Annotated in this window: 20 protein-coding genes; 14 read left to right on the plus strand and 6 right to left on the minus strand. The window is 71.9% G+C overall.

Annotated elements, in window-relative coordinates; genetic code table 11:
* Nucleotides 1-14: 14 nt before the first annotated feature.
* The 6 genes from RQG84_RS07570 to RQG84_RS07595 all read left to right on the plus strand — a co-directional run bounded on the left by RQG84_RS07570 (nucleotide 15) and on the right by RQG84_RS07595 (nucleotide 4942).
* Complete coding sequence (locus RQG84_RS07570) at nucleotides 15-476, plus strand: thioredoxin family protein (protein ID WP_311209525.1); 462 nt, start codon at nucleotides 15-17, stop codon at nucleotides 474-476.
* A 296-nt stretch (nucleotides 477-772) separates the two neighbouring features.
* Nucleotides 773-1216 (plus strand): DUF4395 domain-containing protein, encoded by a 444-nt coding sequence (locus tag RQG84_RS07575; RefSeq protein WP_056581439.1) that lies wholly within the window; start codon nucleotides 773-775, stop codon nucleotides 1214-1216.
* 80 nt (nucleotides 1217-1296) lie between these two features.
* A complete protein-coding gene (locus tag RQG84_RS07580) occupies nucleotides 1297-2145 on the plus strand; it encodes a sulfurtransferase (RefSeq protein ID WP_311209526.1) in 849 nt (282 codons plus the stop codon).
* A gap of 1 nt (nucleotide 2146) precedes the next feature.
* Complete coding sequence (locus RQG84_RS07585) at nucleotides 2147-2464, plus strand: DUF1416 domain-containing protein (RefSeq protein WP_311209527.1); 318 nt, start codon at nucleotides 2147-2149, stop codon at nucleotides 2462-2464.
* A 159-nt stretch (nucleotides 2465-2623) separates the two neighbouring features.
* Nucleotides 2624-3154: an LPXTG cell wall anchor domain-containing protein gene (locus RQG84_RS07590; RefSeq protein ID WP_311209528.1), complete on the plus strand. Its 531-nt coding sequence runs from the start codon at nucleotides 2624-2626 to the stop codon at nucleotides 3152-3154.
* Nucleotides 3155-3160: 6 nt separating this feature from the next.
* Nucleotides 3161-4942 (plus strand): DUF4012 domain-containing protein, encoded by a 1782-nt coding sequence (locus RQG84_RS07595; RefSeq protein WP_311209529.1) that lies wholly within the window; start codon nucleotides 3161-3163, stop codon nucleotides 4940-4942.
* A gap of 9 nt (nucleotides 4943-4951) precedes the next feature.
* Here the strand turns inward: RQG84_RS07595 and RQG84_RS07600 are convergent, their stop codons facing one another.
* Both RQG84_RS07600 and dtd read right to left on the minus strand, forming a co-directional pair.
* Nucleotides 4952-6067 carry an LCP family protein gene (locus RQG84_RS07600; protein ID WP_311209530.1) on the minus strand — a complete coding sequence of 372 codons (1116 nt, stop codon included), beginning with the start codon at nucleotides 6065-6067 and terminating at the stop codon, nucleotides 4952-4954.
* A gap of 117 nt (nucleotides 6068-6184) precedes the next feature.
* Nucleotides 6185-6625: a D-aminoacyl-tRNA deacylase gene (dtd, locus tag RQG84_RS07605; RefSeq protein WP_311209531.1), complete on the minus strand. Its 441-nt coding sequence runs from the start codon at nucleotides 6623-6625 to the stop codon at nucleotides 6185-6187.
* 36 nt (nucleotides 6626-6661) lie between these two features.
* Between dtd and RQG84_RS07610 the strand changes: the two genes are divergently transcribed.
* From RQG84_RS07610 to RQG84_RS07620, 3 genes are read left to right on the plus strand one after another with little or no spacing between them, the layout of a single operon-like run.
* Nucleotides 6662-7174, plus strand: a complete 513-nt coding sequence (locus RQG84_RS07610) for an FABP family protein (RefSeq protein WP_056553017.1) — start codon at nucleotides 6662-6664, stop codon at nucleotides 7172-7174.
* Nucleotides 7167-8186, plus strand: coding sequence for a folate-binding protein (locus RQG84_RS07615; RefSeq protein WP_311209532.1), 1020 nt, complete (start codon nucleotides 7167-7169; stop codon nucleotides 8184-8186). Before RQG84_RS07610 ends, RQG84_RS07615 begins: the two co-directional genes overlap by 8 nt.
* Before the next feature lie 43 nt (nucleotides 8187-8229).
* On the plus strand, nucleotides 8230-8739 hold the full coding sequence (locus RQG84_RS07620; protein ID WP_311209533.1) for a hypothetical protein: 510 nt from the start codon (nucleotides 8230-8232) through the stop codon (nucleotides 8737-8739).
* A gap of 14 nt (nucleotides 8740-8753) precedes the next feature.
* Here RQG84_RS07620 and RQG84_RS07625 read toward each other — a convergent pair whose 3' ends face one another.
* Nucleotides 8754-10109: a CpsD/CapB family tyrosine-protein kinase gene (locus RQG84_RS07625; RefSeq protein ID WP_311209534.1), complete on the minus strand. Its 1356-nt coding sequence runs from the start codon at nucleotides 10107-10109 to the stop codon at nucleotides 8754-8756.
* A gap of 159 nt (nucleotides 10110-10268) precedes the next feature.
* On the opposite strand from RQG84_RS07625, the gene RQG84_RS07630 reads away from it, so the two are divergent.
* Nucleotides 10269-12173 (plus strand): DEAD/DEAH box helicase, encoded by a 1905-nt coding sequence (locus tag RQG84_RS07630; protein WP_311209535.1) that lies wholly within the window; start codon nucleotides 10269-10271, stop codon nucleotides 12171-12173.
* 29 nt (nucleotides 12174-12202) lie between these two features.
* The gene (gene manA, locus RQG84_RS07635) at nucleotides 12203-13387 is read left to right on the plus strand and encodes a mannose-6-phosphate isomerase, class I (protein ID WP_056572883.1); all 1185 of its coding nucleotides are present in this window, start codon (nucleotides 12203-12205) and stop codon (nucleotides 13385-13387) included.
* Between the two features lie 747 nt (nucleotides 13388-14134).
* On the opposite strand, the gene RQG84_RS07640 is transcribed toward manA, so the two are convergent.
* The 3 genes from RQG84_RS07640 to RQG84_RS07650 all read right to left on the minus strand — a co-directional run bounded on the left by RQG84_RS07640 (nucleotide 14135) and on the right by RQG84_RS07650 (nucleotide 19010).
* The gene (locus RQG84_RS07640; protein WP_311209536.1) at nucleotides 14135-15256 is read right to left on the minus strand and encodes a mannose-1-phosphate guanylyltransferase; all 1122 of its coding nucleotides are present in this window, start codon (nucleotides 15254-15256) and stop codon (nucleotides 14135-14137) included.
* Nucleotides 15257-15288: 32 nt separating this feature from the next.
* Entirely contained in the window at nucleotides 15289-16740 is a 1452-nt protein-coding gene (locus RQG84_RS07645; protein ID WP_311209537.1) for an endonuclease/exonuclease/phosphatase family protein, read from the minus strand.
* A 257-nt stretch (nucleotides 16741-16997) separates the two neighbouring features.
* A complete protein-coding gene (locus tag RQG84_RS07650; RefSeq protein WP_311209538.1) occupies nucleotides 16998-19010 on the minus strand; it encodes a fibronectin type III domain-containing protein in 2013 nt (670 codons plus the stop codon).
* A 176-nt stretch (nucleotides 19011-19186) separates the two neighbouring features.
* On the opposite strand from RQG84_RS07650, the gene RQG84_RS07655 reads away from it, so the two are divergent.
* The 3 genes from RQG84_RS07655 (at nucleotide 19187) to RQG84_RS07665 (ending at nucleotide 21379) form a co-directional block, all read left to right on the plus strand.
* Nucleotides 19187-20113, plus strand: coding sequence for an asparaginase (locus RQG84_RS07655; RefSeq protein WP_311209539.1), 927 nt, complete (start codon nucleotides 19187-19189; stop codon nucleotides 20111-20113).
* A gap of 67 nt (nucleotides 20114-20180) precedes the next feature.
* Nucleotides 20181-20609: a helix-turn-helix domain-containing protein gene (locus RQG84_RS07660; RefSeq protein WP_055970030.1), complete on the plus strand. Its 429-nt coding sequence runs from the start codon at nucleotides 20181-20183 to the stop codon at nucleotides 20607-20609.
* Nucleotides 20606-21379, plus strand: a complete 774-nt coding sequence (locus RQG84_RS07665) for a hypothetical protein (RefSeq protein ID WP_311209540.1) — start codon at nucleotides 20606-20608, stop codon at nucleotides 21377-21379. Before RQG84_RS07660 ends, RQG84_RS07665 begins: the two co-directional genes overlap by 4 nt.
* The last annotated feature ends 38 nt before the right edge of the window (nucleotides 21380-21417 follow it).

The following is a 21417-nucleotide window of genomic DNA, read 5'->3' on the forward strand; positions in this document are numbered from 1 at the left end:
CGTAGCCTGGGCGGGTGACCGGTGCCCTCGTCCTCGTCGCCGCCCTCGTGGCCACGGCCCTGCTCGCCCTCGTGATGCAGCGGCGCAACGGCCGGTTCACGAGCCGTCCCGCGGCCGCCACGGAGGGCACCGCCGACCCGGTCGGGCCCGGTGGGTCGGGCGAGCTCGCGGACGTCCCGCGCGTCACGGCCGACGAGATCGGTGCGGCGCTGGGCGACCGGCTCACGCTCGTCCAGTTCTCCAGCGCCTTCTGCAGCCCGTGCCGTGCCACCCGGGCCCTGCTCACCGACGTCGTCTCGACCCGGGCCGACGTCGCGCACGTGGAGGTCGACGCGGAGTCCCACCTCGACCTGGTCCGAAGGCTGAACATCCTGCGCACGCCCACCGTGCTCGTCGTCGACGCCGACGGCGTGGTGCTGAGCCGCGCGTCCGGTCTCCCGCGTCGGGACCAGGTGGTGGCGGTCCTCGACGCCTGAGGCGCCTCGCCGTCGATGGATGGCCTCCGTGGGCAGTCCCGTCCATTTTGTGAGACGACTGTCCGCCATGCGAGACAGAAAGCAGGGTCGCAGCCGCTCGCGGCCTACGCTGGTCCCATGACCGGCTCGACGAACCTGACGCGGCGCCTCGCGGTGGACCACTGCCGCACGCGCTCCGCGCTCTGTCGTCCTCGCTGATCGACCGCGCGAGCACGCACCCGCGGTCACGAGCCGACCTGTCCCGGCCGACGTCGACCCCTGCGGTCGCGCGCGCCTCCCTCCTCCAGGAGTTCCTCATGTCACGTCCCACGCACGTGGACCCGCGCGGCCAACGCTTCGCCGCGGCGATCACGTCGGTCGTGCTGGCGCTGGCCCTGGTCCTGCCGACCTCGGCCGCCGTCGTCCTGCTCGCCGCGCAGGGCATCGTGTTCGCGATCGGCGCGAGCGGTCACCTGCACCGTTCGCCGTACGCGGTCGCCTTCGCGCGACTCGTCCGACCGCGCATCGGCCCGCCGGCCGAGCCCGAGGACGCCCGTCCCCCGCGGTTCGCGCAGACGGTCGGCCTCGCGTTCGTGGCCGTCGCCCTCGTGGGCTTCGTCTCCGGAGCGGACGCCGTGGGCTACGCGGCCACGGCTCTCGCCCTCGTGGCCGCGCTCCTCAACGCCGCCGTCGGCTTCTGCCTCGGCTGCGAGCTCTACCTGCTCGCGCGTCGCGCCACCGCGTCGCGCCAGCCCGCCTGACCACCACCCACCCCGACCACCCACCCCGACCACACAGCCCCATCCCCACGCCCAGTGGGTCAACACACGGAGGTATCACCATGAGCCGCGACACCGCGCTCGTCACCGCAGACTGGGTCGAGGAGCACCTCGACGACCCCAAGGTCGTCCTCATCGAGGTCGACGAGGACGCCGAGGCCTACGACAAGGGCCACATCCCCGGCGCCATCAAGCTGGACTGGAAGAAGGACCTCCAGGACGGCGTGCGCCACGACTTCATCTCCAAGGAGAAGCTCGAGGAGCTGCTCTCGAGGAAGGGTGTCGCCAACGACGACACCGTCGTCTTCTACGGCGGCAACAACAACTGGTTCGCCGCGTACGCCTACTGGTACCTGACCTACTACGGCCACGAGAACCTCCGTCTGCTCGACGGTGGCCGCAAGAAGTGGGAGCTCGACAGCCGCGAGCTGAGCGCCGACGTCCCGGACCGCCCGGCCACCACGTACACCGCACGGGAGCCGGACGAGTCCGTGCGCGCCTACCGCGACGAGGTCATCGAGGCGATCGGCACGAAGAACCTCATCGACGTCCGCAGCCCCGACGAGTTCGCCGGACGCCTGCTCGCCCCGGCGCACCTGCCGCAGGAGGCCGCGCAGATCGCCGGTCACATCCCCACGGCGGGCAACGTCCCGTGGAGCAAGGCCGCCAACGACGACGGCACCTTCAAGAAGGACGAGGAGCTCAAGGAGCTCTACGCCCAGGCCGGCCTCGACGAGGGCAAGGACACCATCGCGTACTGCCGCATCGGTGAGCGCAGCTCGCACACGTGGTTCGTGCTCAACGAGATCCTCGGCTACCCGAACGTCAAGAACTACGACGGCTCGTGGAGCGAGTACGGCTCGCTGCGGGGCGTTCCCGTGGCGATCGGCGACGAGCGCGGGGAGGCCTGACATGTGCGGAGCGATCAAGGGCGGACCCCGCCTCGAGGGTGTCGACGTCGCGAACCAGGCCGTCATCCAGGGCGTCGTCGTCCGCGGTGACGAGCCGGTCGGCAACGCCTACGTGCGTCTGCTCGACCGCACCGGCGAGTTCACCGCCGAGGTCCCGACCTCGGCGACCGGCCAGTTCCGGTTCTTCGCCGGCCCGGGCGAGTGGACGCTGCGCACGCTCGCGCCTCGCTCGGAGGCCGTCGATCTCGCGGTCGCGGCCGCGGTCGGCGTGGTCGCCGACGTGGTCGTCGACATCGACCGGGTGCCCGTGCACGTCTGAGTCACGCATCAGGCTCGACCCGAGAGACCCCGGACCCGTCGGTCCGGGGTTTTTCGCGTCCTCGGGCGTGACCTTCCGGCACCGAGCGTCGTTCTACCGTCGAGCACGCTCCTCCACGGGGTCGCGTGCGCGTGGGATCCGTCACCGCCTGGGAGTGTCATGAAGAAGATTGCTGCGGCTCTGGTCGCCTCCGCGCTGGCCGCGTTCGCCCTCGTGGCAGCGGTCCCTCCCGCTTCGGCGGCCGGCCTCGCCGCGGCCGACGCGCCCTACCCGCCCACCGTCTGCGACCTGCAGCTGTCGAAGACGCGGGTCGCCCCCGGTGAGACGTTCACGGCGACGGTCACGTCGGACCAGCCCACGATCATCACGGTCAGCTACGAGGACCAGTCGTTCAGCGAGGACGACACGATGGAGCTCGTCGCGACCTTCACGGCACCGGCCGCCTCCAGCACCCGGAGCACCCAGGTCGTCGCGACGTGCGGCGACCTCGGGGCCGTGAGCGCAGAGGTGCTCGTCGTGGTCGGTGGTGGCGACGACGGCGACGCCGCGGCCGACGCCGACGCCGACGCCGGCGACGCGGCCGGCATCCTGCCCGGCACCGGTGGCACCGACCTCTGGCTGCTGGTGCTCGGTGCACTGCTCGTGCTCGCCGGCATCGGCGCCGTGGTCCAACGCCGCCGCAGCAGCTGACCCGTCGTGGCGTCGCCACGCTTCCTGCCCGAGCGGCACGACCGAGCAGGGTGGGTCCGGCTGGGGCTGGCCGTGACGGGAGCGGTGCTCACGGTCTGCGTCGTGGTCCTGGCCTGGCAGGGGGTGCGCGCAGCGATCCTGCTGTCGCGGGCGAGCGACCAGTCCCAGCTGCTCCTGGCCCAGGTGGCGCAGGGCGACGCGGACGGTGCGCGGCAGACGTCGGCGGTCCTGACCGACGCCGCAGGCCGGGCGCACGCCTCGACGGATGGTCCGCTGTGGACGGTGTTCTCCCACGTCCCGATCGTCGGTGACGACGTCGACGCCGTGCGCGTGGTCGCGCGCGAGGTCGACCGGGTCGCCACCCAGGCCGTGCCCACCATCGTCGACGTCACCGCCCAGGTGGGGCTCGACGCGTTCTCTCCGCGCGACGGACGGGTCGACATCGCGAACCTCGAGGCCGTGGCACCGCGCCTGGCCGGCCCGCGCGAGGCCCTCGAGCGCGCTGCCCGCGGCGTCGGCGAGATCGAGCCGCAGAAGGTCGCGGGCCGGCTCCAGGCGCCGGTCCGCCGCCTGCAGGGCTCCCTGACCAGCGCCGCGTCGGCCGTCCGTGTCGCGGACACCGCGGCCGCGCTGCTGCCGGAGATGCTGGGCGGGAGCGAGCGCCGCCGCTACCTCCTGCTCATCCAGAACAACGCGGAGATCCGCTCGCTCGGCGGCATCCCGGGATCGTTCGCCGTCATCGAGGCCGATCGCGGCACGGTGCGCATGCGCACGCAGGGCTCGGCCATCGACGTGCCACCGAACGGCAGGCCGCGTCTGACGGTGCCGGAGGACCAGCTCGGTGCCGTGCCGGTGACCGCCGCGACGGACCTGCGCAACACGACCGCCGTGCCCGACTTCCCCGAGGCCGCGGCCTTCGCGAGCTCCCTCGTGGGCGAGGAGCTCGACACGCGCTTCGACGGCGTCGTGTCCGTCGACCCGGTGACGCTGGGCTACCTCCTGCAGGGGCTCGGGCCGGTGACGCTCGAGGACGGGACGCGGCTCACGGCCGAGAACGCCGTCGACGAGCTGCTCAACGGCGTCTACCGCCGCTACGCCACCGACCTGCTCGGGCAGGACGCGGTGTTCGAGGACGCCGCCCGCCGCATCTTCGACGCGTTCGTGGACGGGCAGGGCGCCACGCAGCCCGTGCTCGAGGCCCTCGTGCAGGCCAGCGTCGACAACCGGGTCCTGGTGTGGTCGGCCGACGAGTCCGAGCAGCGCCGCATCCGGTCCACGGGCGTCGCCGGTGCGCTCGCGCAGACAAGGGACCGGGCCCACGTGGGCGTGTACGTGGACGACAGCAAGGGCTCGAAGCTGCAGTACTACCTCGACGCGTCGTCCACGCTGCGCTCCGTGCGGTGCGTCGACGACCGGGCGCAGGTGCTCACGATGCGCACGACGCTCACCTCCACGGTCCCCGACACCGCGCTCCCGATCTCCATCACGGGGCTCGAGCTCCAGGGACTGCGTCCGGGGGACCAGCGGCTCTCCGTGCGGGTCGTGGCACCGGCCGGCGGCGTGTTCGAGCGCGTGCGGCTGGCCGACGTCGAGCGGACACCGTCGGGCGGGCGGATCGGCGACCGTCGGGTGACGGTCGTCCCCGTGACCCTGCGACCCGGAGAGTCGGTCGACCTGGAGGTCCAGGTGCGCACGGGCGAGGGGCAGACGAGCGACGCGGTGCTCACGACCACGCCCGGCATCGAGGCCGGCGCGAACGACGTCCGGGTCCGCTCGGCCTGCGGCTGAGCCGGCACGTCAGCCGATCTGGTCCTCGTCGGCGAGCTGGTCGTCGGGGTACTTCTCCAGGTACTCGTCCATGCGGTCCTCGCGCAGCGCGGTGAACAGCTCGGCGTTCTTGGCCTCGTCGAGCCTGACGATGCTGCCGACGACCGGGATGGTCTCGGTGGTGGCCACCGGAGCCGTGAGGAACGTGACGTCGTCGGACCCGGTGCCGCGCAGCGAGAGCGCGAGCGCACGCATGTCGCCCGGGTCCCAGCCGGCGTCGACGGTGAGGTTCTTGGTGACCGCGGTGAGGGTGCGGGTCAGCTTGATGGGGTTGCTCATGGTGTCGCGCGCGAGCATCTTCTTCATGAGCGACCGCAGGAAGTTCTGCTGGCGGGCGATGCGGTCGAAGTCGCCGCGGAGCAGGCCGTAGCGCGTGCGCACGTAGGCGAGGGCCTTCTTGCCCTCGAGGGTCTGCTCGCCGGCCTCCCACTGGACCTTCTGCTTGGGGTCGTAGAACGGCCGGGGGATGTAGACGGGCACGCCGCCGACGGCCTTGGAGAGGCTCTTGAAGCCGTCCCAGTCGATGATCGCGAGGTGCCGCATGCGCAGGTCGGTGAGGTTCTCGACGGTCGAGATCGCACCGTTCGGGCCGAACTCCGCGAAGGCGTCGTTGATCTTCTGCGTCGACTGCTTGGCGCCGGTCTCGTCGTAGATGTCGGTGTAGGTGTCACGCGGGATCGAGACGAGGTAGACCTTCTTCCGGTCCGACGTGATGTGCGCGATCATCAACGTGTCGCTGCGGTACTTGCCGGCCGGCCACGACCCGGAGGCGGCGTCCTCGGCCAGCGTCGTGTCCTCGGCGCCCTCGACCTTCTTGCCCTTGTCGGAACCGAGCAGCAGGATGTTGAGCGCCTTGCCCTTGTCGGGATCGGGGCGGTCGGCTTCCTTCAGCTTGTTCTCGACGCGCCCGACGTTGCCCAGCTGGGCGTTGAGGTAGTAGGCGTACGCGGTGCCCGTGCCGAGGACGAGGACGAGGGCGCCGACGACACCCACGACCAGCTTGCGGTGCCGGCGGTGGAAGGGGACGCCGCCGGCGCGACGCTTGCCCTTGACTTCGCGGCGCGCTCGCTTCTCGCGACGCGACATGGCACTCCCGTTCGATGTTCTGGTGGGGTCAGGACGACGGCGCCGGGGCACGTTCGCCGACGCCGATTCGAGAATCCTACGTCCTTCACCTGAAAGGACGGTCAGAATGCGATGCCGCTACAGCTCGAGCAGGACGGTGAACGGGCCGTCGTTGACCGAGCGGACCTGCATGTCGGCACCGAAGCGGCCGGTGGGGACCGTCGTGCCCAGGGCCCGCAGGGCGGCGCAGAACTCGTCGTACAGCGGCTCGGCCACGGCGCCCGGTGCGGCTGCCGTCCACGTGGGACGCCGCCCCTTGCGCGCGTCGCCGTAGAGCGTGAACTGGCTGACGACGAGGACCGCGCCGCCGGTGTCGGCGACCGAGACCTCGTCGTGCAGGATGCGCAGGCCGTGCACCTTCCGCGCGAGCGCGTCGGCCTTCTGCACGGTGTCGTCGTGAGTGATGCCGAGCAGCACGAGGAGATGGTCGGCGTCCGCGTCGGTGCCGCCCACGGAGCCGACGACCTCGCCGTCGACGACGACCGAGGCCTCGCTCACCCGCTGGACGACGGCACGCACGTCGGCAGGTTAGCGCGCGTCGATACGATGGACCCCATGGCCTTCGAGATCCCCGCCGACCTCCATCCCGACGTCGCGCCCCTGGCCTGGCTGCTCGGTACCTGGCACGGCAACGGGCGTGGCGACTACCCGACGATCGAGCCCTACTCCTTCGAGCAGGACGTCGTGCTCGCCCACGACACCCGGCCCTTCCTGCACTACTTCAGCCGGTCGTGGGTCACCGACGAGTCTGGCGAGCGGATCGGCCCCGGCGACCTCGAGACCGGCTTCCTGAGGCCTGCCGGTCTCGTGGAGGGAGGCAAGGGCATCAACGTCGAGCTGGTCCTCGCGCACCCCACCGGGTACGCCGAGGTCTGGTACGGCGTCGCCGAGGGACCCCGCATCACGCTCGCGACCGACATCGTCGCCCGCACCCAGTCGGCGGCGGAGTACACCGCCGGCCAGCGCATGTACGGCCTGGTCGACGGCTCGCTGATGTACGCGATCGACAAGGCCGCCGAGGGCCAGACCATGCAGTCGCACCTGTGGGGGAAGCTCGCCCGTGTCTGAGCCGCAGCCCGACCCCGCCGCCGCGGACGACCTCGCCCCGGCGCGGCGCCGCAGCCCCCTGCTCGACCTCGAGGGTGCCGTCGAGGCCGACCGCCCCGACCACGGCGTCGCGGCCCACTACGGCGAGCTCACCGTCGAGCAGCGTCGTCTCGAGAAGGGTGAGGGCTTCGTCGACCTCTCGCACCGGGACGTGCTGACGGTCACCGGCCCCGACCGGCTCACCTGGCTGCACTCGCTCACGACCCAGCACCTCGAGCAGCTCGAGCCCGGGCTGGCCACCGAGGGGCTCGTGCTCACTCCTCAGGGCCGCATCGAGCACGCGTTCGAGGGTGTCGACGACGGCACCACCTTCTGGGCGCACACCGAGCCCGGCGCCGGCGCGGCGCTCGTCACGTTCCTGGACCGCATGCGGTTCATGACGCGGGTCGAGGTCGCCGACGTCACCGCCACCCACGCCGTCGTGGGGCTGCACGCCGCCGAGCAGGACGGCGGTGGCGCGCGATGGGCCATCGAGCCGCGCGACACGGTGGCCTCGTGGCCCCAGCGGTACGGCCGCCCGGCAGGCACGTGGGCCTGGGAGGCCCTGCGCATCGCGTCGGGCACGCCACGCTTCGGCGTCGACACCGACGACCGCACGATCCCCAACGAGGTCGGGCTGCTCGAGCGGGCCGTCCACCTCGACAAGGGCTGCTACCGGGGCCAGGAGACCGTCGCCCGCGTGCACAACCTGGGCCGGCCGCCGCGTCGGCTCGTCCTGCTGCACCTCGACGGCTCGCCCGACCGGCTGCCCGCACCCGGCAGTGCCGTGGAGCGCTCCGACGAGCCGGGCAAGGCGGTCGGCGTGCTCGGGTCGCGCGCCCTGCACCACGAGCTCGGTCCCATCGGTCTGGCCCTCGTCAAGCGCTCGGTCCCGGTCGACGCCGCGCTGGTCGTCGACGGTGTGGCCGCAGGGCAGGAGCCCGTGGTCGACCCCGAGGTGGGGCTGCACGTCCGACCGCGGTCGGGCCCCTGAGGTGGGCGCCCGTCCCGAGCGCAGTCGGTGGAGCATCCTCGCGGTGTGCACGGCCAACGTGTGTCGTTCGCCCCTCATGGAGCTGCTCCTGAAGGAACGACTCGACCCGTCCACCTTCGAGGTCGCCAGCGCCGGGGTGATGGGCTGGCGCGACGCGCCCGTCGACAGCATGGTGCGCCTCGAGCTCGCCCGGCTCGAGATCGACGGCTCCGACTTCCGCTCGCAGCCGCTGGAGGTGCACCACGTCCGGGGCGCCGACCTCGTGCTGACCGCCACCAAGGAGCACCGGTCCGCCGTGCTGGAGCTCGACCCCGGTGCCCTGCGCAAGACCTTCACGCTGCTCGAGTTCGCGGCGCTCGTCGAGGGGCACGAGGCGACGCAGCTGCCCGAGCTCGTCGCCGACGCGGCCCGCCGCCGCAGCACGGGACCGGCGCGCGCCGACGTGCCGGACCCCTTCCGGCGCTCACCGGCGGTGCACCGCGGCACGGCCGACCTGATCGACGACGCGACGGCGTCGATCGCGCGCACGCTGTCGCTGCTGCAGCCGGCCTGACGCCGGCGGAGTAGTCAGCGCCGACGTCGGCGCGAGGACTTCCCCTGGTCGTACTCGTACCCGTAGCCGTAGCGGCCGGCGGCCCTGCGGGGCGTCATGGAGAGCACGCTGCCGAACAGCTTCGCGCCGATCGTGTCGAGCCGGTCGACCGCGGCGCGTACCTGGTCGTGCCCGGTGCGTCCGTGGCGCACCACGAGCAGCGCGCCGTCGGCGAGCAGCGACAGGATCGCGGCGTCGGCGACCGGCAGGAGGGGCGGTGCGTCGATCAGCACGACGTCGTAGCGCTGGCGCAGGTCGGCGACGAGGCGCTCCATGGCACCGGTCTGCACGATCTCGGCGGGGTTCGGAGGACGGGCGCCGCTCGCGAGGACGTCGAGCCCGGGGACCTCGGTCTCCTGCATGGCCTCGTCGAGGTCGACACGACCCACCAGCACCGTCGTCAGGCCGACGGTGCTCTCCAGGCCGAACGACTCCGCGAGCTGGGGCCGGCGCAGGTCGCCCTCGACCAGCGCGACCCGCAGGCCGGACTGCGCGAGGGCGATGGCGAGGTTGCAGGCGGTGGTCGTCTTGCCCTCGGCCTCGACGGCACTGGTGACGGCCACGACGGTGCGGTCGTGGTCGACGTCGACGAACTGCAGGTTGGTGCGCAGGATGCGCACCGCCTCGGCGCGGGGGTGCTGAGGGGACAGCGAGGTGAGCAGGGGGGAGTCGTGCGCGGCCCGGTCGTGCGCGATCGCGCCCAGCACGGGTGAGCCGGTGGCCGCCTCGAGGTCGTCGGTGGTGGCGATCCCCCGGTCGGTCGACTGGCGCCACCGAGCCACGGCCAGGCCGATCAGCAGGCCCGCGAGCAGCCCGCCGAGCAGGTAGGGCCACCGCGTCGGCTCCACGGGCGAGGCGGAGCCCGAGCCCGGGTCGATCACGAGCGTGGTCTCGCGCTGCGCGGCGTCGAGGTCCTCCTGCTTCGTGGCGAGCCAGGTGGTGAACTCCTCGGCGACCTGTCCGGCGGCCTCGCGCGCGTCGGCCAGGCTGTCGTCGCGCACGGTGACCTTCAGGATCGTGCTGTCGCCGACCACGCCGGAGGTGACGTCGTCGCGGGGGATCGGCGTGGAGCCGAGCGCCTCGCCGGCGCGGCCCACGAGCGCGGGTCCGCCCAGGATCCGGCCGTACGACTCGAGCGTCCGGGCCGAGAGCGTGCGGGCGGGCACCTCCTCCGTGCCGACGGGCGGCTCGACGAGGACCTCGGCCGAGGCCTCGTAGCGCGGTGTGATGCCGGACACGAGCAGCTGCCCCGCCACGGCACCCAGCACGCCGAGGACCACGACCAGGATCCACCGTGAGCCGAGGGAACGGCGGGTGGTCGGCGTCGGCATCGCGCACCGTCTCCTTGCTGGCTGGGGGATGGGCGGGCCTGCTGAGGGTCCTTCTCGGGTCGCCGGGATTGGTCTCGGGGGCACCGGTACGGAACACTATCGCTTGCACCCTGCGTCACGACGGGGTTCCCCCGTCTCGCAGTCAGCACCAGGAGTCCCATGAACGACGACGTACCCGCGCCCGCGACCCCCGACGACACCGTCCCCGGCGAGCCTGCTCCCGGCGGCACCGGTCCCGTCGAGACCGGCCCCGACGAGGCCAACCCTGTCGAGACCGGTCCCGACGACACCGTGGCCGGCCCGGCCCCCGACCAGCCGGTCGCGCCGGCTCGGCCGTTCTCCGACCTCGGTCTCGACGACGAGCTCGTGCAGGTCCTCGAGCGCCTGGGCTACGAGACCCCCACCCCGATCCAGGAGGCCGCCGTGCCGGCCCTCCTGGCCGGTCGTGACGTCGTCGGTCTCGCCCAGACCGGTACCGGCAAGACGGCCGCGTTCGCCCTGCCGATCCTGCAGAAGATCGACCCCGACCGCGCCTCCACCCAGGCGCTGGTGCTGGCCCCCACCCGTGAGCTCGCGCTCCAGGTGTGCGAGGCGATGACGTCCTACACGCCCAAGGGGCGTCGGATCCGGGTGCTGCCCGTGTACGGCGGCCAGGGCTACGGCGCCCAGCTGGCAGGCCTCGAGCGCGGCGCCCACGTCGTCGTCGGCACGCCCGGCCGCGTGATGGACCACCTCGACCGCGGCAGCCTCGACCTCACCGGTCTCGACCACCTCGTCCTCGACGAGGCCGACGAGATGCTGGCGATGGGGTTCGCCGAGGACGTGGAGCGGATCCTCGCCGACACCCCCGAGTACAAGCAGGTGGCGCTGTTCTCGGCCACGATGCCGCCGGCGATCCGTCGTCTGGCCAAGCGCTACCTCCACGACCCGGCCGACATCGCGACGCCGCAGGCGCGCTCCTCCACGAGCACCGTGCGCCAGCGCTGGATCCCGGTCTCCCACCACGCGAAGCTCGACGCGCTCACGCGCCTCCTGGAGGTCGAGAGCGGCGACGGGATGATCATCTTCGTCCGCACCAAGTCGGCCACCGAGGAGCTCGCCGAACGTCTGCGGACGCGCGGCTTCTCGGCCGCCGCCATCAACGGCGACCTCGCCCAGGCCCAGCGCGAGCGCACGGTCAACGCCCTCAAGTCGGGTGCGCTCGACATCCTGGTGGCCACCGACGTCGCGGCCCGCGGACTCGACGTCGACCGCATCACCCACGTGGTCAACTACGACATCCCGCACGACCCCGAGGCCTACGTGCACCGGGTCGGCCGCACCGGGCGCGCCGGGCGCAGCGGCGAGGCGATCCTGTTCGTCACCCCCCGCGAGCGCCGTCTGCTGTCGGCCATCGAGAAGGTCTCGGGTCGCGCCGTCGAGGAGACGGGCGTGCCGAGCGTCGACGAGGTGAACGCCCGCCGGACGGCCAAGTTCGCCCAGGCGATCACCGACAGCATGGGCTCGCCCCAGTTCCACGCGTTCCGCGGCCTGGTCGAGGACTACGTGCGCGAGCACGACGTCGAGATGCTCGACGTCGCCGCCGCCCTGGCCGTCATGAGCACCGACGACAAGGAGTTCTTCCTGCGCCCCGACCCGCCCAAGGCGGCGCGGCGCGAGCGCCCCGAGCGTCCGGCGCGCGACACGAGCGACCGCGGACCGCGTCCGTCGAAGGACGGGTGGACGCCGTACCGGATCGCGGTGGGCAAGCGCCACAAGGTCTCGCCCTCGATGATCGTGGGCGCCCTGGCCAACGAGGGAGGGCTGCGGCGCGCCGACTTCGGGAAGATCACGATCGGCGTCGACCACGCCGTCGTCGAGCTCCCGCAGGACCTGCCGGACGCGGTCTTCGAGGCGCTCTCGGACACCCGGATCTCCGGCCGGCGGATCGACCTGAAGCGCGACGGCGGCCCGCAGGGCCGCAGCCACGGCGGCGGGCGCGACGACCGTGCGGGCGGCTACCGCTCGAAGGGCGGACCGCCCGGCAAGGACAAGTACCGCAAGCCTCGCCACCCCAAGGGCTGACGACGGCCACGGCCCTCCGAGAGGACGAGATGCGACGACTCGAGAACCCTGATCGCGACTACGACTGGGGCTCGCCGGAGGCGATCCCTCGTTTCCTCGGGCGGCCGCCGGCCGGGGGACCGGTGGCCGAGATCTGGATGGGCACCCACCCGCTCAACCCCTCGCGCGTGCAGGGCGCGAAGGGTCCGGTCTCGTTGCGCGAGGTCGCCGGCGAGCTGCCCTTCATGCTGAAGATCCTCGCCGCGGACCGGCCGCTCTCCATCCAGGTGCACCCCAACGCCGTGATGGCCCAGGAGGGCTACCGGGCCGAGGAGGCGGCAGGCGTCCCGCTCGACGCACCCCACCGCGTCTACAAGGACCCCCACCCCAAGCCGGAGATGGTCTACGCGCTGACGGCGTTCGACACGCTCGTCGGCTTCCGGCCCACGGCCGAGATCCTGCGCGTGCTGGCTGCCATCGACGTCCCGCGGGTCCAGGACCTCGTCGAGAGCCTGCGTCGTCAGCCCGGGTTCCTCGGCATCGTGCGCGTCGTGGAGGACCTGCTGACCGATCCGCCGTCGCCCGAGGAGGTCGCCGAGGTCGTGGCGGCGTGCCGCGACGCTGAGCAGCGCGGCATCGACATCAAGCGTGCCTACGCCACGGCGGTCCTGGTCGGTGAGCACCACCCGGGCGACGTCGGTGTCGTGATGTCGCTGCTGCTCAACCGGCTCACCCTCCAGCCCGGCGAGGCGGCCTACCTCGGTGCGGGCATCATCCACGCGCACCTGAGCGGGCTGTGCGTGGAGGTCATGGTCTCCTCCGACAACGTGCTGCGCGGCGGACTCACCGGCAAGCACCTCGATCCACAGGGCCTGGTGCGGTGCCTCGACCGCGGCATGTCGCGCCTGGCGCGCGTCGAGGCCGACCAGTTCGGCTTCTCCACCGACGTCTACAGCCCTGGCCTGCGTGAGTTCGCGCTGTCGATCACGCAGTGCTCGTCGGCCGAGCCCGACGGTGCACGCCTGCCCGACGACGGTCGGCGGATCGTGGTCTGCCTCGGGGGCGACGTGGAGGTCGTCAACGAGATCGGGGAGCGGGAGAAGCTCGCCCGCGGCGAGGCCCTCTTCGCCGACGAGTCCGACGGCGTGCTGCACGCGGTGGGCACGGGCGAGGTGGCGCAGGCCTACACGCCGGCGCCCGACCTCCCGCCCGCCGAGCTGACCGACCTCGTCTGAGTCTTCGCTCGCTGCTGCGTCGCTGTGGGTGGGTCGTCGTCCTGCTGCTGCGTTGCTGTGGCTGGGGCGGGCCTTGCGGCTGCGTCGCTGTGGCTGCGAGTGGACCTGCTCTCCGAAAGGGCCTCGACCGGCGGATGGGTCCGGGGTCGGGTGGGCTCTCGGAGCGTGGCTTGGGGGGACGCAAGGTTCTGCGTTCGTGCGGGAGGGGGCGAAGGATGCTGCGTTCGCTACGGGATCCCGTCACCAACGCAGCATCGTTCGGGCTTCAGCACGCGAAGGCAGAATCCTGCGTCCAGCGGGGGCGACGGCGCGGCGGGCGGGCAGGGATCCTCCCTTCTCGTGGACCGTTCCACTGAAAGGGAGAATCTCTGCCCTCACGGGGCCCAAGTCGTCGCCACGATTCTTCCTTCGCGAGGCACGGTCCACGAGAAGGAAGAATCGTGCGTGTATCCCGCGCAGAGGGAGAATCATGGCCGCGCCCCGCAGACCCAACCGAGCCCAGACCCCCTGTTGCGGTCGAGGCCCTTTCGGAGGCCGACCGGACGTGGAGCCACAGCGACGCAGCAGTGAGCAAGAACCCAGCCGCCCCCGCAGACCCAGCCAGGACCAGTCCCACCGCTCCGGTCGAGGCCCTTTCGGAGGCCGACCCGCCTCGGAGCCACAGCGACGCAGCCGCAGGACGACCCCCACCCCCCAGCCGCCGCAGCAGCCGACCATTCACCCGCCGCGAGACGGACGTAGAGGGAGTCAGACCAGGTCGTCGCGTCCGGCTGCCGACAGCGCGGCCGGGACCTCCTTGACGCGCTGGGCGTGCTCGAGCGTGGTCACGAGGAGTGCGTCGTCGGTCTGCACCACCACGGCACCGGGGATGCCGACGACCGCGACCGTGACGCCCGGCCAGGCGCGCACCAGTCCGTCGGCGTCGATCCAGAGGGTGTGGTCGTCGCGCGGGGTGCCGTCGGGCGACGACGCCTGGTCGTGCCCGAGGTCGTGGAGGGCGGCGAAGTCACCGATGTCGTCCCAGCCGAACCGTCCGGGGACGGTCGCGATGCCGCCGGTGAGCGAGACCGGCTCGGCGACGGCGTGGTCGATCGCGATCTTGGTGAGCGTGGGCCAGACCTGTTCGAGCACGGCCTGACGGTCGGGGCCGGACCACGCCGTGGCGATGCGCCGCAGCCCGTCGTGCAGGGTGGGCTGGAGGCGAGCCAGGTGGTCGAGGAGCACGTCGGCGCGGGTGACGAACATGCCCGCGTTCCAGCTGAAGGTCCCGGCGCGCAGGTAGGCCTTGGCCGTCTCCTCGTCCGGCTTCTCGACGAAGCGCACGACGGTCCGTGCGGTCGGGGCGCCCTCGACGCTCAGGGGCGCTCCGGACTCCACGTAGCCGAACGCCGTGGACGGTGACCGCGGGGCGATGCCGATGGTGGTGACGTGACCGTCCCGAGCGGTGCGCACCGCCTGGACGACGGCGTCGGCGAAGCGGTCGGCCCCGGAGACCACGTGGTCGGCGGCGAAGGACGCGACCACGGCGTCGGGGTGGTCCTGGTGGACGACGGCCGTGGCCAGACCGATGGCCGGCATCGAGTCGCGCGGGGACGGCTCCACGAAGATGCTCGTCAGCGCGGGCAGCTGCTCGCGCACCGCGTCGGCGTGACGGGGCCCGGTGACCACGTGCACGCGCTCCGGCGGCACGAGCTGCGTCACGCGGTCCCACGTCTGCTGCAGCAGCGTGCGGCCGGAGCCCGTGAGGTCGAGCAGGAACTTGGGCCGGCCGGCGCGCGAGAGGGGCCACAGCCGGGTGCCGGCGCCCCCGGCGGGGATGATGACGTGCAGGTCGGCCAGGTCGGCCGGTCCGAGAGGATCGGGGCTCATGCGGTTTCGGGTCTCCTGCCGTGGCGGTGGACTCAGCCCGGCGACGGGACGTCGTCGACCGGTGGGACGTCGACGACCGGTGTCGGCTCGCCGACGTCGACCTTCTTGCCCTCGAGCGACAACGTGGCACGCAGGGCGTTGTGGTCCGTCAGCACCGGTGACGCATAGCTGCTGCCCGACATGCGCACGAGCTGCTTCCAGGCGAGCACCTGGAACTCCTCGGAGGCGAAGATGTGGTCGACGTGGGCGCCGGAGCGCAGGGGACGCGTGGAGAACGTGTGGCCCGTGTTGAACTCGCGGTTCTCGACCTTCTTCGCGACGTCGACGGTGTCGCGCTGTCCGATGCCTCGCATGATGGCGCCGGGGGAGTCGGCGCCGCGGTGGCGACCGGAGTTGAAGTCTCCGGCGTAGACGATCGGCAGGCCGCCGTCGTTGATGGACCGCATGCGCGAGACCAGCGTGTTCATCTCGCTGCGCCGCTTGCCGTCGTTGCCGTGACCGTTCTCCAGGTGCACGTCGACGACGAAGAACTGGCGGCCGGTCTCCTTGACCGTGAACCGGGCCCACGTGGCGTGCCGGCCGTGGCCGACGGGGAAGAAGCCCCCGCTCTCCTGGGTGAACAGGGCCGGGCGGTAGAAGATGTAGCGCGCCTTGGCGCCGCCCGTCGCACGCTGGAAGCCGCGCTCGCCGCCGGTGAAGATCGCGTTGGTGGTGGCGCCGACCCGCTTGCCGCCGGCTTCCTGCAGGACGAACAGGTCGAGCTTCTCGGCGTTGAGGAAGGCCGCCATCTGCCGGGCCCGTCCGGCGTAGCCCTTGCACTTCTCCGAGCACACGTTCCAGGTGCCGACGTTGAACCGCACGTCCTCGGGGAGCGTCTCGGTGGCGACCGCAGCCCCGAACTCGCCGACCACGTCGCCGTTGACCGGCCGAGCGCGGAACCAGTACGGGCGACCCGGCTCGAGGGCGTCCGTGACCAGCTCGGGCTCGCTGCCCACGGTGCGCACGGACTGGACCAGCTCGCCGAAGTCCTTGTCGGTGGCGACCTGCACGTCGTACTGCCGGGCGTTGACGACCGGCTTCCACTCCAGCCGGGCGCCCGTGGTGCCGGTCTTGTCGACCGCCACCTTCGTCATCTCGCCGGGGGGCAGCACGAAGCGACCGGTGCGCGACCGCACGATCTCGCCGTCCTTGACCGCGTCGACGCGGAAGAAACGGTCTCCGCCGGGCGTGGTGGGCTGCAGGTCCTCGACCAGCACCTGCTTCTTGGTGGAGGTGACCTTGAGGGCGTCCTTCGTCAGGGCGCGGTCGCTGCCGACGTGGACGACGTACTCGTCGACCTCGTCGGTGGACGCCCACGTGAGCTCGACGCTCGTGGGCGACAGCGTCTCCGCCGCGAGGCGGGTCGGCGGTGCGGTGTCCTCGAGCAGCGTGCGCGACGACCACAACCCGCCGGCCAGCACCGCGAGGCCCGCGACCAGGGCCACGAGCAGCCCGACGCGACCGAGGCGGGGCCGACGCCGTCCGTTGCGTCCACCGCGCGCACCGGGACGTCGCCGGGCGCCGCCGCGTGAGGGCGGGCCCGCAGGACGCGTCGCGACGCGACGGCCTGCAGGGATGCGGCGACGGGTGACCAACGGAGAGGCTCCAGCACGAGGACGGCGGCGGACTGACGGACTGCGCGAATTCTAACCGGCTCGGTGCCGTCCGGGGAGCCGGACGGAATCTTCGACGCGGTGGAGCGTCAGGGAAGCTCGGGACGGCCCGGCATGGTGAGCATGGCCGTGAGCGGGTTGTGGTCGCTCGCGAACGGCGTGCGGTAGCGCGTCGGGGTGGCGAGGTCGGTCACGACCTTCCAGTGGCGGGTGCCTACTCCCGGCGAGGTGTAGATAGCGTCCACGTGGTCGCCGTTGCGGATCGGGGTGACCCGGCCCTGGTTGGCGGAGTTGAAGGCCACGTTGTAGGCGTTTCCGTCGGGCTGCTCGTCGGTCTTGGCCCTCCGTGCGACGTCGAGGGTGTCGGCGTGCTTGGCAGCGAGGAAGGCCTTGCGCACTGCGTCGTAGCCGCCGGGGTAGGTCGCGTTGTGCTTGTTGGAGTTCATGTCGCCCGCGTAGACGACGTCGAGGTTCCGCGTGTTGAGCGTGTCGACGAGCGACAGCATCCGCCTGGTCTGCGCGTACCGCAGGTCGTCGTTGCTCTTCCCCTTGTAGGGCTCGAGGTGGGGGTCGACCACGATGAACGGGGTGCCGGACGCCTTGTCGACCAGCTCCGCCCAGACGGCGTACCGCTTGCGGGCGGAGTCGAGCGTGAGTGAGCCGGACCGGTTCAGCGTGTAGTCGGAGCTCTTGTAGAACAACGACTTGGCCGACTGGTAGGCCGCTCGGCGGAAGCCCGGCAGGACCGACCCGAAGTTCGTGTCCTTGTCGCCGGACTCCTGGGTGGAGATGATCGACGCGTTGGTGCCGAGGGCTGCCTTGGCAGCCAGGGTCTTGCGGCTCTTCCAGGTACCGAGGCCGGTCGACGCGCGGCACTTGTCCTGCCCGCACAGGTTGTAGGTGACCACGCGGACCGTCGTGGTGCTCGTGGGGAGCACCCTCGTGACCGTCGCCGACGCCGCGCCCTTGAGCGGACTGTTCACGCCTCGGACCCGGGCGTAGTACCGCACTCCGGGGGCGAGGTCCTCGAAGGTGGCCTGCGGACTCGTGGTCGTGACGGTTCGCTTGCCCGACCCGAGGTCCTTGGCCGTGGAGATCTCGGCGACGTAGGTCTCGGCGTTGGCGACCGCGGACCAGTCGAGCGCCAGGGACGAGGGCGTGGTCCCCTCGACCGCGAGCGTCGTGACCGCCGGGACCGGGAGATCGAAGCGTCCGCGGGCGCTGTCGGTGCTCAGCGTGCCGCGGTGCGCACGCACGACGTAGGTGTAGTCGGTACCCGGCGTGGACGCGAGCGAGTAGACGCGAGCCTCCGTGCCGGTGGTGCGTGGAGTGGTCTTCTCGCACGCCGTGGAGGTCGTCGTGGTCGTGAGGCAGACGTCGTACGCCGTGGCGTTGGCGGCGGCCTTCCAGGTGATGACGGCCGAGTTGAAGCCGACCCGGTGGGCCACGGCGGTCGGCTGACCGGGACGGACCGCGTTCAGCTCGGCGGGCGCGGGGGCGGAGACGCTCGACCGCGTCCCGGTGAAGGCCCGGACGACGACGTGGTAGTCGGTGCCCTCGACCGGGGTCAGCCCACCGAAGGTCGCCGACGTGCCGGTGGTCGTGGACTGCCGGGTGCACGGTGTCTGCCCGACGGTCCGCACGAGACAGACCTCGTAGCGGTCGACGTCCTGGATCGCCGCCCAGGTGACGGCGATGGACTGCTGGGCGGTGCGGACGCTGACCTTCGGCGTCGGGGGCTGCAGCACGACCGAGACGGAAGCGCTGGTGGCCGACGACGATCCGGCGGTCGCGCGGACGGTGAGGCGGTAGTCGGTGCCGCGCGTCGGGGTGAGGTTCCGGAAGACGTGCGAGACGCGCGTCGTGGTGCCGCTCGCCGTGCACGTCTTCTGCGTCGTGGTGCGCTTCAGGCAGACGACGTAGCTCTGCGCTCCCTTGACGGCCGGCCAGAACACCGATGCGGTGCTCTGGGTGGTGCGGACCGTCGGCTTCGGCGCAGCCACCGCGGCGCCGGCAGGGACGGCCAGGGTGGCGACCACGAGGGTGACGGCCGTGAGGGCCGTCAGGACGGACGCACCGACGACGTGACGCAGGGTTGACATGCAGGCCTCTTCTGGTGAGGGAAGCCGACGCCCGAGTGCGCCGTACCAGATCTGGGCACTGTAGTGGAAGAACGACACGGGTGGGAAGAAAGTGACCAATGGGACTGGTGGGATGAGCCGATGGTCAGGAGGGCCGGGCGGGCTCGACCGCGCCGGTGGAGCCCTACGCTGGAGCGATGGACGTCGTCGCCGAGGTCACCCGGTCCGGGCTCGTGGAGAGCCGCCACCGCGGAGCAGCCGTGCGGGTCGGTCCCGACGGCGAGACGGTGTGGTCGCTGGGTGATCCCGGCGTCGTGGTGTTCCCGCGGTCGACGAACAAGCCCTTCCAGGCGACCGGCCTCGTCGAGGCGGGCCTGGACCTCGAGCCCCGCCTGCTGGCGCTCGCGGCCGCGAGCCACTCGGCGGAGCCGTTCCACCTCGAGGGGGTGCGCGAGATCCTCGCGATGGGCGGCCTCGACGAGTCGGCCCTGCAGACACCGGCGTCCTACCCGCTGGACCCGCACGAGCACGCAGCCGTCCTGCGTGCCGGCGAGGGACGTCTGCCGATCCGGATGGACTGCTCGGGCAAGCACGCCGCGATGCTGCTCACCTGCGTGGTCCGGGGGTGGTCGACCGAGGACTACCTGGATCCGGACCACCCGGTCCAGCGCGCCGTCACGGAGACCTTCACCGCCCTGGTGGGCCCGCCCGACACGGTCGGGGTCGACGGGTGCGGAGCCCCGCTGCTCGCGACGTCGCTCGAGCGTCTCGCCCGCGGCATCGGTCGGCTCGTCCAGGCGGAGTCGGGGACCGCCGCGCGCCGGGTGGCCGACGCGATGGTGGCCCACCCCGAGCAGGTCAGCGGCACCCGCCGACCCGATCTGGCGCTGGCCCGCGCCGTGCCGGGATCGCTGGTGAAGTCGGGTGCCGAGAGCGTGGTCGTGGCCGGCCTGGCGGACGGCTCCGCCCTCGCGGTCAAGATCGAGGACGGTGGCGAGCGCCCCCTGTTCGTGGTGCTGCACCGCGCGCTCGAGCTGGCCGGCGTCGAGGCCGACCTGCTGCGCGAGCGTCCGGTGGTGCTCGGTGGCGGACGTCCCGTCGGGGAGGTGCGGCCCGTCCTCTGACCGGTTGTGAGACGGGTCGCATGCAGATCTGCTTGCGCTTGCTTGCAAATGCAAGCACACTGGGGACATGGCCAAGCTGGACGTAGGAGGAGCCGTCGAGAACCTCGGCGACTACTTGCGCGAGCAGCGACGCCAGGCGCAGATGTCCCTGCGACAGCTGGCTGAGAAGTCCGAGGTCTCCAACCCGTACCTCAGCCAGATCGAGCGGGGCGTGCGCCGTCCCTCGGCAGAGGTCCTGCAGCAGATCGCGAAGGCGCTGCGCATCTCGGCCGAGTCGCTCTACGTCCGTGCCGGTCTCATCGACATCGACGAGTCCGGCGCGCGGATGGTCGAGGACGCCATCGCCCTCGACGCCCGACTGACCGAGCGGCAGAAGACGGCACTGCTGGACATCTACCGCTCGTTCGTCGGCACCGACGTCGCACCGGACGAGGCACTTGCCGAAACGGTCACCCAGGCCAATCCCGACACCTCTCCCGAGGAGACACCCACATGAGCATCACCGATCAGATCAACGCCCAGATCAAGACCCTGGTCGATGAGGTCAAGAACCTCACCGACACCCTCAAGAAGGTCGAGATCGACGACCTCCGCTCGCAGGCCACCGGCCTCGTCGGCTCGGCCCAGGCCCAGGCGCAGTCCAGCTACGCCGAGCTGCTCCAGAAGGGTGAGGAGTTCGTCGCCCAGGCGCGCGCCCTCAAACTCGACGACGTGCAGAAGCGCGGCGAGAAGCTGCTCGACGCCCTGCGCAAGGACGCCAAGAAGAACATCAAGGAGGCCCGCAAGGCTGCCGAGGACGTGGCCGACGACGTGCAGAAGCGCGCCGAGGACATCGTCGCCGAGGCCCAGGCCACCGTGTCGAAGGTGACGAAGAAGGCCCCCGCCTCGAAGTCGTCCGCGAAGAAGGCCCCGGCCAAGACGTCGGCCGCCGCCCGCTCGGCCGCCTCCTCGACGACCGCCGCCGCCAAGAAGGCCCCGGCCAAGACCGCCTCCGCCGCGAGCACCACCAAGAAGACCGCGGCGAAGAAGGCTCCGGCCACCACGTCGGCTGCCAAGAAGACGACGGCCAAGAAGAGCACCGCCAAGAAGGCGACGGCCAAGAAGACGTCGTCCACCGGGACCGCGAAGAAGACGACGGCCAAGAAGGCTCCGGCCACGTCGACGTCGTCCACCGGCACCGCGAAGAAGACGACGGCCAAGAAGTCGCCCGCGAAGAAGGCCTCCTCGAGCAGCAGCTCGACGGGCAGCACCACCAGCCAGTCCTGAGCCACGGCTCACCACACGAGCGGCGGGTCCCCGACAGG

The sequence above is a fragment of the Aeromicrobium sp. WCS2018Hpa-31 genome (assembly GCF_031843905.1).
GTDB lineage: Bacteria > Actinomycetota > Actinomycetes > Propionibacteriales > Nocardioidaceae > Aeromicrobium.